Origin of the sequence: Peptoniphilus senegalensis JC140, assembly GCF_000321025.1 — a bacterium.
Classification (GTDB): Bacteria; Bacillota; Clostridia; order Tissierellales; family Peptoniphilaceae; genus Peptoniphilus_A; species Peptoniphilus_A senegalensis.
The window spans coordinates 367,974-381,245 of record NZ_HE610718.1 but is presented as its reverse complement, the minus strand read 5'-3'; the positions used below and the strand labels follow the sequence as shown (position 1 = coordinate 381,245).

The following is a 13,272-nucleotide window of genomic DNA, read 5'->3' as shown; positions in this document are numbered from 1 at the left end:
AAAAGCAATGTGTTTACCAAACTTAATTTCATAATCAAGAGATTCCATATTTTCTAAAAACTCTTCCCACGATTTAGACTTATTAATCATTCTATCTATATCAAATTGCAGTTTAGATTTCCAAGAATTTCCTTTCTTGTTTTGGTCATATTCGTACCAAGATTTACCAGCAGTTTTATATTTTCTTTTGTAAGCTTCATAATATTCATCAATGACTGAAAGCTTATTTTCTTTACATAACTCATCACTTTGAAACCTGATTTTATGATAAGATTTTTTATTAGATTGGTAGCATTTACCAGTCTTGTAATTAACATTATTAAAAATAATATGGTTATGGATATGTCCTCTATCTATATGAGTTGCAAGAACAAATTCATAATCTTCATTTAAAATTTTCTTACATAATTCCCTTCCAATTTCGTGAGCTTTTATAGGATCAACTTCTCCTGGTAGAAAAGATTGGATTAAATGCCTAGCCAAAACTGTACCTTTAGTATCATTGTCTTCTCGTGTTTTCATAAATTGAATATGGGCAGTAGATGGATGACATTTGAATGAAGACACTAAGATTTTTTCATAAGTTTTTTTACTCTTAGTAATGTAATCTATTGCCAAATTTAGAGTTGATTTTATAGGATGTATTTTTGTAATTGCCATACTAATCACCAGAACTTTCTCTTGATTTATTAAGAAGTAGGGAATGGATCTGCCATATTTCTCTTGATAATTTTTCTATCTGATTATTCATAGATTCAATTTCATTTTTGTAAATAACACCAGTTGTATTAGTAGCTTTTGCAATCTGGTTTATATTATTTGGTGCATTTGAAAGCAGCCATTGTAAATTTCTAAATGGTTCTAAATCTACGACATAAATCTCTTTTTCCAATACACATTTCCTAAGAAAGTGGGACATTGTTTTGCAATTTGCAAGTTTCATTTTCTTCTCGAAAATTTCTTTTTCTTCTTTAGTAAGTTTTATTTCTATTCTTTCATTTCTAAATCTATTTGCCATTTTATTCTCCTTTATAAAATATATTTCGGGGTCTTAGGGTTCTCCCTAACAAGGTAAAAATAAAAAAAATAGAGCATTTCGTAAAGGTCTGCTCCATTAATTTTTTCGTAAGTGTCCGTACACTTACTGTGCTTGCTTCTTTCAAAGCTCCTTTTAAAGTTTATATATTTTTTTCAAAAAATACCGTAATTATAATTTGGTTATTTTTTATTGTTAGAATTGATTACATAAGAAATGGAGGAATAATATATGGAAATTATGCTTGAAACAAGAAATTTAACAAAGAAAATCAAAGAACAAATGATACTTGAAAATGTATCAATTAAAGTAGAAAAAGGAAAGATATATGGATTATTAGGACCAAACGGTGCAGGAAAATCAACACTACTAAAGATGATCACTAAAGTTATGAATTGTACATCGGGGGATATTTTTTTTGAAGGAAAAAGCATGTGTACAGAAGATTTAAAAAAAGTTGGAGATATCATAGAGCATCCTGCTATCTATCCAAATTTAACAGCATATGAAAACCTAGAAGTTTTAACAGTATTATTAAATATTGACAAAAGAAGAATTGACTATGTGTTAAAAATAGTTGGTTTAGAAAACACAAATAAAAAATTGGCAAGAAATTTTTCATTAGGTATGAAACAAAGACTTGGAATCGCAATGGCGCTTATAAATAATCCTGAATTATTAATACTTGATGAACCAACAAATGGATTGGATCCTTTGGGAATCCAAGAATTAAGAGAATTGATAAAAGAGTTTTCTAAAAAAGGAATTACAGTAATTATTTCAAGTCATATTTTGAGTGAGATAGAGCAGATAGCAGATAAGATAGGAATTATTAATAATGGACATCTCATTTATGAAGCTAATAACTCAGATGAGATTGATTTGGAGAAGCTATTTTTAGAAATGATAAAAAAGGATATAAAAAATAATGATTAGTTATATTAAAACAGAGTTAATGAAAGAAAAAAGATCTGCTAACTTTAAATTGGGAGTAATTGTGCCTATAATTTTTGTTCTATTTAATATAGCTATGGTTACTTTGATGGGGAAGAGCCCAGAGGGAAAAAGTTATATATTGGCAACTTCTTTTAATTGGTATCCATTTTTAATTCTCCCAATAGTTTTGAGCTTACTAGTTGTGAATATAAGCGGTAAAGAAAAAAGAGAGCATATTGTTTTACAAAAAAGTAAAAATTTAAGTTTTGCAAAAATGAAATTGGCAAAAAATATTATTATTGCAGCTGAATTGTTTACTATTATAGTAGTATCGACAATGTTAATATTTACTGTTGCTACATTTTTTCTGGGTAAAAAAATATTGCTAAGTCAATTAATTATGGCTACTATTTGCCTTTTTATTGGAAGTTTGCCAGTAGTTGCTTTATCTTTTTTGATATATGGATTTGTAAAAAAGAAAGCTATTCTTATATTGTTGAATTTTGTGCTGACATTTCCATCAGCTGTGATAGCGGCAACAAATAGTTGGATTTTATTTCCATGGTCATATAACTTGCGAATGCTTAGCCCAGTTGTTGGAGTACATCCAAATGGCACTTTTCTTGAGAATGGCTCTGAACTAATGAATATGGAGACAACATACTTAGGATTGTTTTTAAGTATTGCTGTCTATGCAGTTGTGTTAACATTAAATCTTTTAATTAAAAACAAAAGGAGTAAGTGCTTTGTATAATATAATATCATCCTATTGGCTTAGAAGTAGAAGGACACCAGTAAGACTTATAACTTTTTTATGTCCAATTCTATTTTCTTTGATTTATGGTATCTATGCGATAAATTCAAAAGGATTAATCGGAAAGGAAATGGAAGTGTTTTTTTGCATATATATAATTTTAGCGAATTTTTCGATAAGTTTTTATATCCCAATGATATATGAAGTTGATAAGGTAGCTGGAAACTTTGCAAATGATTTAAGGACTGGGATTAGTAGGAAAAAAATATTCTTTTCTATCTCTATATTACTATTTATAATTGAATTTATATCTATCTTGGTAATGATATTAATAGGGTTTGGAAAAGTTGAGTTTAATTATATAAGTACAGTTTTATGCTCCTTGATTGGTACAATTATGCTGATACCAATGATTCCTGTTTATCAATTTTTAAGTTTGAAATTAGGTTTTTCTGGTAGTATACTAATCGGAGTTTTTTTAACATTATCAGGTATTTTGTTAGGTACTACAGAATTAGGCGGTAATATTTGGTATTTATTACCTTTTGTTTGGCCGATAAAACTTATTTTTGCTTATACAAGTCATGAAGTTACAAGTCATGTTATTTTGGTGTTTTTAACATTATCAGTAATCATTACTGTAGTTTTTATAGGCGTATTTAATAATTGGTATAATAGATGGGATGGAATTAATAAAATGGAGTAGTAGAATGAACCTATTAATCATAGATGATGATAAAGATTTATTGCGACTTTTAGAGTTGACTTTTAAAAAAGAATATAATGTTGACCTTTGTGATTCAGCTGAAAAAGTTGTTCCGGAACAGCTATCTAAATATAATTTGATTATTCTTGATGTCATGATGGATAAAATGGATGGGTTTGAGTTCTTATCACGATATAGAGAATTGATAGATTTACCGATTATCTTGTTGACGGCTAAAAGTTTCGAAAAGGATAAGATAGAGGGGTTTGCCCTAGGGGCAGATGATTATGTTACAAAGCCATTTTCTGTATATGAAATAAGGGCGAGAGTTGCAGCACATCTTAGAAGAGAAAATAGAGATAAGCACAGTAGAATAATTGATTATCCAATTTCTTGTGACTTGTTGTCTAAAAAAATATATTTTAAGGAAAATGAAATTATTCTTACCAAAAGTGAATATGAAATATGTGAACTACTTTTAAAAAATAGAAACCAGGTTTTTACTAAAGAAAAGATTTATACAACAATTTATGGATATGATGCTGAAGGTGATAGCTCAACTTCTATTACGGAAAGAATAAAAAAAATAAGAGAAAAATTTGCTGGATTTCATATAGATCCAGTTAAAACTATTTGGGGAGTAGGGTACCAATGGGAAGTAAAAAAAGTTTAACCTATTTAATTAGTAAATTTGCCATTTTAGAATTGTTTTTTTTACTATTTATGATTTTATTCTCCTATGTGCTTCTATACGTCTTAATTAACAATAGGGTAGTATATCCTGCAAATTATGCTGAAATGAATTCGGATACAGTGAAATATGAATTTCTAAAAGAAAATTGGGAAATTGATAAAATACCATTTTTTTATGAATATCAATTAAGAGATAATGGAGAAATTATACAAAATACGATCGATGAACGCTACAATCAAAAAATAAGTGAGGCATTACAAAAAGGAAAATCTTCAAAGGATCAAATAATAGGTTCAGATGTATTTAAGGCTTTTAAAAATGGTAATAAAGATTTGATCATAAAATATAAAATTAGTGCTATACCTTCCAATCCAAATGTGTATAAAATAATTAGAAATTTTGAATTGGTATTTTTTATAAGCATGTTTTGTCTATGGCTAATCGGATTTATTTATTTAATAAGTAATTTGACTAGGGAATTAAGGAGTGAAATTAAAAAGATATCCAAGGCTAATTATAATATTGAAAAATTACAATTAGAATTTGAAATAGAGCATTCTGATTATACAGAAATTTCGGGAGTATTGGATTCGATAGATAGAATGGCAAGGAGCTTAAAAGAATCATTAGAAAAACAATGGAATATGCAGATGACACAAAAAGAGATGATTGAATCGATTATTCATGATGTAAGGACTCCGATTACTTTAATCAAAGGGAATATTGAATTATTAAAAGAAGATCAGGAAAATGTTCTTGAAAGAGCAGAAGATGCTCTAAATGGTGTGGAGAGATTGGAATCTTTTTTAAAAAAACTAAATGAATTTTCTGATTTGATGGAATCTCCAAATGAGGTTGTATCAAAAGAAGTTTTAGATTATTGGTTAAAAATTGTGAATAGTATTTGTAAACTTAAAGGTTTTAGTATATCAATTCTTTCGTATGATGCAAGTAATATTAAACTAGATAAAAGTGCAATTTCTATTGCGATACAAAATTTAGTAAATAATGCAATTGAGAACTCTCCAGTGGGTTCTACTATATTTATCGGCTTTTATGATGATATAGATGACTATACAATTGTCATCAGGGATCAAGGCAATGGATTTAATAATGATATTCTTTATGATGTAAGAGAAAAATTTGTATCAACGAAAATGTATGATAATATTATACATGGTTTGGGACTTTCAATTGTTACTAAAATACTTGAAATTAACAAGGGGCAATTGTTACTAAATAATTATGATGATCAAGGTAATGGTGCTGAAGTAAAAATGGTATTTAAAAAGTAAGAATATTTTAAAAAATTAAATATAATTATTATTAGAAATAGTTTCTTTCATTTTAGAGGATTTATGCCTTAGAGCATAAGTCCTATTTTTATGTTCAAATTAATCATTGAAACTCAAAAATACTATAGAAAAATAAAAATTCTGGTTACCAAAGAGAGCAAATTTCACTTTATAAAGTGAGGAATATTTTGTCATCTTTCTATAAAAATCAAAATACTTTGAAGTGTAAATATTATTGACTTTGATTAGGTGAGATTAGTATATTTCAAATTCAAGCCACTTACATAGGTAAAAAAATCAACTTACATAGGAGGTAAAATGCAAGCAATAAAGGTTTATAGTATGAGAGTTGCTATGTTATGTAGACTTTATGATCTTAAATTAATTAATGATAAGGAATATACAAAAATAAAAAATAGAATAGAAAATGATTATAAGAAGATGGATAGAAAGTAATTGTTCTTGTGATATAATAACACTGTAGAAAGATACAAAATGGAAAGGCTGCATGGTATTCTAGAAGAAAATCAAAAGGAATTGGTAAAGCTTGCCCACGTTAAGAAAGATTATACGGAATTTGCCGATGAGGTAGATGTTTTGAGAAACAAAAAACAGAAACTTTTGATACGAAGGGCATAGACAGAGGGTGTAAAAAAGTGAATTGCAGAGTTGGCTGATTTCCTTCAAGATGCAAAGCAAAAACTGACGAAATACGATGATAGCATGGTCAGAAAATACATCGAGCAAATAAAGGTGTATTAGGACAAGTTCACAATTTGTTTTAGGGCAAAAGTAGAGATTGATATTGAACGATAAGGAAGACTATATTTGGCAGGATAAATCTCTACCTTTTTGTTATATGTGCGAATTGATTTTGTTCGTAGTTTTGAATATACTATTGTTAGTGAGTGTAAATGCAAAATTATTTATGGAGAGATTATGCTGGAATATTTATCAATAAGACAAACATCAGAAAAATGGGGGATTACCAGGAGAAGAATACAGGTTCTTTGTAAAGAGGGGCGTATACTTAGTGCTACAAAGATAGGATCATATTGGGCGATTCCAGCAGATGCAGAAAAGCCAAATGACCAAAGAATTAAGAGCGGAAAACATATTAAAAAGAATGGGTAATATTAATGATTAGAGATGCTTTTATTAAGATTCTGATAGAAGTATTAAAATATGATAAAAAATATAGAACAATTGAAACAAGAGACCAACTGATGAGATTGTTATGGAGAGCAAGAGTAAATGTTGTTCTGCAATATGCTTTTGCAAATCATGGACGTTCATACTAACATTGGGAGGTTGTGGAACTACGAGTTCCGGTTCCTTTATTAGAAGTAGCAGAAGAAAATGAGAAAATTTTAGAGGAATTGGTGGAGTATGTATATGAGGAATCAGATGATTATGCGTTACATCATGTTGAAATACGTCCACAGATAATTGATACACCAGAGAAAATATCTGAACATGATTTGGTATTTGATGAAATAGAAGACAAAGTAATACAAGAGATAAGAGATGCTAAATTCATAATATGGGTTGCTGTAGCATGGTTTTCAAACGAAAGCATTTACAAGGAACTCTTTATAAAAAAGAACCAGGGATTGAATATACGTATTATTCTATCTAAGGAAGATTCTAATAGTATAATGATATCTAAATTGAAAGATAGCGGATTTGATATGGTTGTAATTCCTCAAAGGGGAGCTTTGGAATATAACCGAATACATGATAAGTTTTGCATAATAGATATGGATTATGTTATGCATAGATCATATAACTGGACATCTACTGCTAACTATAATGAAGAAACTTTGGCAACTGCACTGGATCATGAAATCGTAGCAAAGTTTGCAACACAATTCATGCAGCTTTATAACCAAAAGTAAGTATATGTAGGAGATATTTTGAAATGAAAGCTAACAGGATGTGGCTCTTTTCAGATGTACTTGAAAAGAACAAACGAGTATTTAAGGTGCCGGTGTACCAAAGAAATTATGATTGGACTAATATACAGTGTGAAAAATTGTTCAAGGATATTATGAAAGCTGGAGAGAACAATCGTCAGCATTTTACTGGTACGGTTGTATATATTGATGATGTCAATGGTGGTAGTGGATTGAATGAGGTTTTAATCATTGATGGTCAGCAGAGGATTACAACAATGTATATTCTTCTTAAAGCTCTTTACGATGCGTCTAAAGGAGTGTCTGCGAGAATTGAGGATGAAGTTCAAGAGGTAATGTTTAACAGACACTGCGATGAAAAATACAAAGTAAAATTAAAACCAGTAAAAACAGATAACGAGCAATTGATACTTCTTATAAAAGATAAAGTAGATAAAATGGACAGAAATTCGAATGTCTATAAAAACTACGTGATTTTCAAAAACCTTATAGAAATGACAGTTGCCAATGGGCATGAACTTAACGACATTTTAGAGGGAATAAAAAAGCTTGAAATCGTAGAAATTATTTTGGATAAGCTTCAAGGGGACGAGCCTCAGAAAATTTTTGAGTCTATCAATTCTACAGGATTGGAACTTTCACTTGCTGATTTGATTAGAAATTATTTGTTGATGGATGATGAAAACCAGGATGAACTCTATGAGGAGTACTGGCTAGAAATTGAAAAAAATGTTGGATACCGTAATCTTGGCGATTTTGTAATCAACTTTTTGAACTCTCAGATAACAGGATCCGTCAACAGTAAGAATGCATATCGTTTGTTTAAAGAACACTGTCAGAATAATGGACTTAGCCATAAAGATGTACTGACAGCTCTTAGAGGAACATCGAAATATTATGGAGCGTTTATTGGGGAAATTGAGTGTTATAGTGCACGAGTAACAAAATATCTAAAGGCATTTAATATGATAAAACAGACCACAGTTTTACCATTGTTGTTTAGGATATTTGATGATTTTGAAGTGGGAAACATTGATGAGAATATATTATGTAGTGTATTGGAATGCTTGCTTACTTATTTTGTAAGAACAAATGCCTGTGAAATTAATAAGAATATGGCAAAATTCATGAAGTCACTTTATGATAGGGTAATTGATGGAAGTTACGAGAATTATTATGAACGATTTGTAATGTTTCTTAATGATATCCGGGCTAATGATAGAATGCCTATTGATAAAGAATTTAGAGAAGCTCTAATCTATAGACCGTTGTATAAAAAGAACATCTGTAAATATCTTTTGTCTGTAATTGAGAATTCGACAAAGGAACATATTGATGTTAGTAATTTGACGATTGAACATATTCTTCCTCAGAAGGAAAACGCAGCAGTATGGAAAAAAGAGGTTGGAGCAGATTATAGTCGTGTATATGAAACATATCTCCATACACTTGGAAATTTGACTATTACAGGTCACAACAGTGAACTTGGGACTAAGGCTTTTGAAGAGAAGAAAAAGATAATCAGACAAAATTCTAAGGCTAATATTCTCAACAGAGAGGTACTGTCTGCTGATACATGGACAGAAAAATCTATTTTACATAGAGCAGAGATATTGGCAGGTATCTTAATTGAAAAATTTAAGTATATTGAGATTCATTCGGATACAAACGAAAGTACAGAGTTAACTTTTGACGTAAATAGTAATTTTGATTTTTCGAATACGAAACCGGGTGAGATGATATTTGTTGGAGAGCATACAAAGGTTTCTAGTTGGGCGGATTTATTAGCAAAGACAATGAATACTGCATTTGATCTTGATACTGAAACGATTATTGATCTTGCTACAAAGGATTATTCTATTCCGTATGCTACGCGGATTTATATTTCAAATGATGAGAGAAAGATTCGTAAGCCAAAGCAGATAGATAATAGCGGCATCTATTTTGAAGCAAACTTATCAGCTAATGGAATTATCTCTTTTATAAAGGATCTGCTTTCTAAACTGCAATTGGATACTGATGATTTTAGTTTTTCCTTATCAGAGGTACCGTTTGACATTGATAATGAAGATACCTGGGCAGAGGGGTTAATTCCGGTAGCAAAACTTTTTTATAATTTTACAGAAGATTTGGTAAATAAAGGATTAATTGATTCTGCTGAATTAGAAAGCTTAAAAACTAAAGAATATACGAAGAAGCTATTCAAAGCCACGGATTATCCAGCAGTTGCGAATAATAGAACGGATAATATGGGAAATTCTCTTCAAAAGAGATACAGAGCTAAATCCATAAATTTTAATGGTGCTGAAATTTATGTATCAACACAGTTTTTTGACTCAGATAGAGATGCCGTAATTGATTGGTATAGAAGTCATTTATAATGTATAGAAACGAGGTACTATAAATGGAAGAAGAAAATGTGCACTTAGGTAAGGGATTGCCGATGAAACAAAAAATGTTTTAAACAAAGAAACAAAAGAAATTATAAACGCAACAATTAAGGCGTTTTCTAAGAAGATAAAGGAAAAAATTCCAAAATTTACAGATATGGTTGGGCAAAAATAAAGAGCCTAACGGACAGCCAAAAGGTAATTGATGAAATAAAAAAATGGTCTTGGTTATAAACTTACTACAAGCAAAAATAGTCAGGAAAATATTTAATTGGTACTTAGATGGGAAAAGTTTTATAGGTATTGTCAAAGAAATTTAAAAAGAAAATATAAAATCCCCAACAAGGAAAAACAAATGACCAAAGAGAAGTATTTAAACCATGTTAGAAAATGAAAAGTATACAGGTTCTGAAAACTATTAGATTCAGTAAATAAAGAAAATTATTATCTTATAAAAGATAATCACGAAGCAATCATCTCTGAGAAAGATTTTAATAGGGTACAAAAGGAGAAATCAAAGAGGACAAATGTTGTAGTTGAGGAAGGGGGGATAAAAAGAAAGAGTAATAAGTATAACTCAAAAAATTGATCTACATAAAATTATATTAACAAAGATTGCTATTTAAAGAAAAAAGTTTTTTCTTATTTTAAATAAAAGATAGGAGTCTATATGGCGAATAAAAAAAACAAATTAAAAATCAATGATGTTGAAGTTTTAGAATCAATTATGTCGAGTAAAACTATAAATAGTATAAGAAATAATAAACCATTTTCTTTTTTAGGTGTAATGATTATTTTTGCATTAATCGTTGTAGGTATAGTTATCCTGATAATTTTTGCTGAAAACTTTACGATTAATCAAATAACTTTTTTGGGTGTTATGGGAGCAACGTTTATATCATTTTTTGCAGTTTTTTACACAATAAATAAAGAAGGAAGGGATAGATATAGGTTAGCACAAGAATCTGCAAGAGTATTGTCTAAAATTTTAGAATCAGTAGACAATCAAATAATAAGAATAGAAAATGGTATCACTTATCCTGTTATTTATCCGAAAAATTGGCTTAATTATTATGTAAGTTGTTCTTTTTATTTAAAATATGATTATATAGAATATCTTTTTAGAGAATTTGAAATTGTAGATAAAATGAATTGTTGTATTAAAAAAAACGATAAAGAGGAGCTATTAGAACTAATAAAACATAGAAGAAAAATCTTTACTGATTGGACTACAAACTTTGATATTCTCTCTACTCGTTTTAACTTATCTAGTTTTTCAAGTGGTATGGATGAGAATATATCTTGGAAATTTGAAAAATCTTATAAGGATTTTGAAAAATTCTTTATTGAAAATTATTCTGATAAAGTAAAAGAATTGACTGTAGAATATTTAAAAAATAATAATCATTCGTGTGATGCTAATTTAGCTCAATACTATGTCATGGAGAAAATAAGAGAGGACACTAGACTAAAAGATGGCAGTTATAAGTTTGAAGTTATCGAAAACAAAAAAATATTAAATATAATTTATAAGATTTATCTATTGCTTCAAAAAGACGATTTATTTTATTTGTGTTGGGGAGAGCTTACTTTGAATAAATAATAAAACATATTGAATTGAAACTTTTCAAAATAGCCTAATCAAAATCAATGTTAAAGTGGATAGAATTGACAATAAAATAATGAGGTTTCAACAAAATATTAAGTTAATAAAACTCAAGAAAACCTATGTATCAAATGGTGTGAAGGACTATTTGCTGCCAAGGTAAGATAAACAAAGAAAGAAAAACAATGTATTGCCAGGATTTTTGTAAGGATGCTATCATCAAGTAAGCCTTGCGAAAAGTTCAGGTCTTTATATGAGAGTATATCTAATTTTTAGTTGGACCTGAGAAAATGTGGATGGCTGGAAAATAACGGTAGGGTTTAGGATGTGGATTAGATGGCGTGAGTTGTGGCACTGGGATTGTTGTCAGAGCTGACCGCAGTTTAAAAGCTACTCTACACTAAGAGGTTGACTTTACAGAGGAATAGATATTGATAAAATTTTCAAGAAGTTCACAAAAAAACATAATAATGGTAATATAATGTAGGTCTACATATGAAAGAGGGCGATATGATGATATATAAGGTTTTAGATGTTTGTCGTCATGTAATTAATTATAGTAACGAGAATGACTATGGAATTTCAAATTTAAAACTTCAAAAAGTGCTTTATTTTATTCAGGCTTATTTTCTGACAAAAAAGAAAAACCATACTCCTTGTTTTGATGAGAAGATTGAAGCATGGGACTTTGGACCTGTTGTGCCAGAAGCATATCATGAGTATAAGCAGTATGGAAGTGGGGATATACCTACAATAGAATCATATATTATGTTTGATAAAAATGATATATGGAATTCTAATCGGATTGAATTTGAGGATACTACCATTTGGGATGAGGACAAAGCTCTTATTGATAAAGTTATAGACACGTTTGCAGATTACTCGGCAACAGATCTTGTATCATTGACTCATAGACAATCGCCATGGATTGACGTGTATGTTCCATACCAAAATAACGAGATTACAATCAATGCAATAAGGGAGTATTTTAATGGCTGATGATAATTTGGATGTATTGTTCCGGACGACAGATAATACAACAATGTCATTGGAGCAGTCAAAAAAATTCAATAATACTAAAAGGAAAATCAATGGAATTTGCGAGGAATTGTCCATGAATACTCAGAGGTATGACCCACAGAAAACAGTTAAAAACATATCTGCATATATTACATCAACAAATAAGTTGGATAGGATTCTATATTCAGAGATAAGCAATTATGTCTATTCATTAGAAATGCCTGAGAGAGGAATCCTTGCTACAAACTTGGAAAAACTGTTGCTTTATTCACTTGATGACAATACTGGGATAAGTGAAGATTGTAAAAAGATTATTGTGAAGATTTATGACCATTCTCAATTGGCTCTGCATCAGATTGAAAATGCCAATAATATTTTTGCAAATAGCATTGAAGAAGCAAAAGAAAATCTGCAAAAGCAGATAAAAGGTGTTGAAAAAGAATACATCTCTATACTTGGTATTTTTGCTGCAATTGTACTTGCTTTTGTTGGTGGTATTACATTTTCAACCTCAGTTTTGCAAAATATTTCTGTGGTTAGTGTTTTTCGATTATTGTTGGTTGTTGACTTTTTAGCATTTGTTCTTATCAATGTAATTTATATTTTAGTTAAATTCATTTTTACTATAAATGAGAAGAATGCAAAGCTGTTCAATATCAGATCATTGAATATTGCGTGCTTGGTTATTGCTATAATTATTGTGATTTCATGGATACTCAATGCCAATCAGATTCCAAATTTTATTTCGAAATTTTTACCTTGGGGTAAATAACATAGGTTCTATGTCAAATATTGGAGAGACTCGTTAACTCGAGTCTCTCTTTTCATTGTACGCTTTAGCATGAATAAACCACCAGCTATGCTGGTTGTAGGAAAATAAGCTTTAGCTTCAAGCAAAAAACCTCCCGTGATAAACTAA

Annotated in this window: 17 protein-coding genes; 15 read left to right on the top strand and 2 right to left on the bottom strand. The window is 29.6% G+C overall.

The window, feature by feature from the left end; genetic code table 11:
• Window positions 1-660, bottom strand: a 660-nt coding sequence (locus PTSHG_RS09310; RefSeq protein WP_019108009.1) for a relaxase/mobilization nuclease domain-containing protein, incomplete at its 3' end; no start/stop codon positions are given.
• A gap of 1 nt (window position 661) precedes the next feature.
• Entirely contained in the window at window positions 662-1,018 is a 357-nt protein-coding gene (locus tag PTSHG_RS06110; RefSeq protein ID WP_019108008.1) for a plasmid mobilization protein, read from the bottom strand.
• Window positions 1,019-1,267: 249 nt separating this feature from the next.
• Between PTSHG_RS06110 and PTSHG_RS06105 the strand changes: the two genes are divergently transcribed.
• The 15 genes from PTSHG_RS06105 to PTSHG_RS09300 all read left to right on the top strand — a co-directional run bounded on the left by PTSHG_RS06105 (window position 1,268) and on the right by PTSHG_RS09300 (window position 13,125).
• Window positions 1,268-1,972, top strand: coding sequence for a lantibiotic protection ABC transporter ATP-binding subunit (locus PTSHG_RS06105; RefSeq protein ID WP_019108007.1), 705 nt, complete (start codon window positions 1,268-1,270; stop codon window positions 1,970-1,972).
• Window positions 1,965-2,726: a lantibiotic immunity ABC transporter MutE/EpiE family permease subunit gene (locus tag PTSHG_RS06100; RefSeq protein WP_019108006.1), complete on the top strand. Its 762-nt coding sequence runs from the start codon at window positions 1,965-1,967 to the stop codon at window positions 2,724-2,726. The genes PTSHG_RS06105 and PTSHG_RS06100 overlap by 8 nt, the downstream gene beginning before the upstream one ends.
• Window positions 2,719-3,432 carry an ABC-2 family transporter permease gene (locus PTSHG_RS06095; protein ID WP_019108005.1) on the top strand — a complete coding sequence of 238 codons (714 nt, stop codon included), beginning with the start codon at window positions 2,719-2,721 and terminating at the stop codon, window positions 3,430-3,432. The genes PTSHG_RS06100 and PTSHG_RS06095 overlap by 8 nt, the downstream gene beginning before the upstream one ends.
• Before the next feature lie 4 nt (window positions 3,433-3,436).
• Entirely contained in the window at window positions 3,437-4,105 is a 669-nt protein-coding gene (locus PTSHG_RS06090; protein ID WP_019108004.1) for a response regulator transcription factor, read from the top strand.
• Window positions 4,084-5,421 (top strand): sensor histidine kinase, encoded by a 1,338-nt coding sequence (locus tag PTSHG_RS06085; protein WP_019108003.1) that lies wholly within the window; start codon window positions 4,084-4,086, stop codon window positions 5,419-5,421. The genes PTSHG_RS06090 and PTSHG_RS06085 overlap by 22 nt, the downstream gene beginning before the upstream one ends.
• A 318-nt stretch (window positions 5,422-5,739) precedes the next feature.
• The gene (locus PTSHG_RS09975; RefSeq protein WP_010248917.1) at window positions 5,740-5,877 is read left to right on the top strand and encodes a hypothetical protein; all 138 of its coding nucleotides are present in this window, start codon (window positions 5,740-5,742) and stop codon (window positions 5,875-5,877) included.
• Window positions 5,878-5,916: 39 nt separating this feature from the next.
• Entirely contained in the window at window positions 5,917-6,060 is a 144-nt protein-coding gene (locus PTSHG_RS09805; protein ID WP_019108002.1) for a hypothetical protein, read from the top strand.
• A 300-nt stretch (window positions 6,061-6,360) separates the two neighbouring features.
• Entirely contained in the window at window positions 6,361-6,555 is a 195-nt protein-coding gene (locus tag PTSHG_RS06070) for a helix-turn-helix domain-containing protein (RefSeq protein WP_019108001.1), read from the top strand.
• Window positions 6,556-6,734: 179 nt separating this feature from the next.
• Window positions 6,735-7,319 (top strand): phospholipase D-like domain-containing protein, encoded by a 585-nt coding sequence (locus PTSHG_RS09305; protein ID WP_019107999.1) that lies wholly within the window; start codon window positions 6,735-6,737, stop codon window positions 7,317-7,319.
• A gap of 23 nt (window positions 7,320-7,342) precedes the next feature.
• Window positions 7,343-9,718 carry a DUF262 domain-containing protein gene (locus PTSHG_RS06060; protein ID WP_019107998.1) on the top strand — a complete coding sequence of 792 codons (2,376 nt, stop codon included), beginning with the start codon at window positions 7,343-7,345 and terminating at the stop codon, window positions 9,716-9,718.
• 227 nt (window positions 9,719-9,945) lie between these two features.
• Complete coding sequence (locus PTSHG_RS10305) at window positions 9,946-10,047, top strand: recombinase family protein (RefSeq protein ID WP_148498682.1); 102 nt, start codon at window positions 9,946-9,948, stop codon at window positions 10,045-10,047.
• 131 nt (window positions 10,048-10,178) lie between these two features.
• Window positions 10,179-10,316 carry a hypothetical protein gene (locus PTSHG_RS10300; RefSeq protein WP_202898973.1) on the top strand — a complete coding sequence of 46 codons (138 nt, stop codon included), beginning with the start codon at window positions 10,179-10,181 and terminating at the stop codon, window positions 10,314-10,316.
• Window positions 10,317-10,397: 81 nt separating this feature from the next.
• Window positions 10,398-11,330 (top strand): hypothetical protein, encoded by a 933-nt coding sequence (locus PTSHG_RS06055; RefSeq protein ID WP_019107997.1) that lies wholly within the window; start codon window positions 10,398-10,400, stop codon window positions 11,328-11,330.
• Window positions 11,331-11,843: 513 nt separating this feature from the next.
• Window positions 11,844-12,332 carry a Panacea domain-containing protein gene (locus tag PTSHG_RS06050; RefSeq protein ID WP_019107996.1) on the top strand — a complete coding sequence of 163 codons (489 nt, stop codon included), beginning with the start codon at window positions 11,844-11,846 and terminating at the stop codon, window positions 12,330-12,332.
• Complete coding sequence (locus PTSHG_RS09300; RefSeq protein ID WP_019107995.1) at window positions 12,325-13,125, top strand: hypothetical protein; 801 nt, start codon at window positions 12,325-12,327, stop codon at window positions 13,123-13,125. Before PTSHG_RS06050 ends, PTSHG_RS09300 begins: the two co-directional genes overlap by 8 nt.
• Window positions 13,126-13,272: the final 147 nt, after the last annotated feature.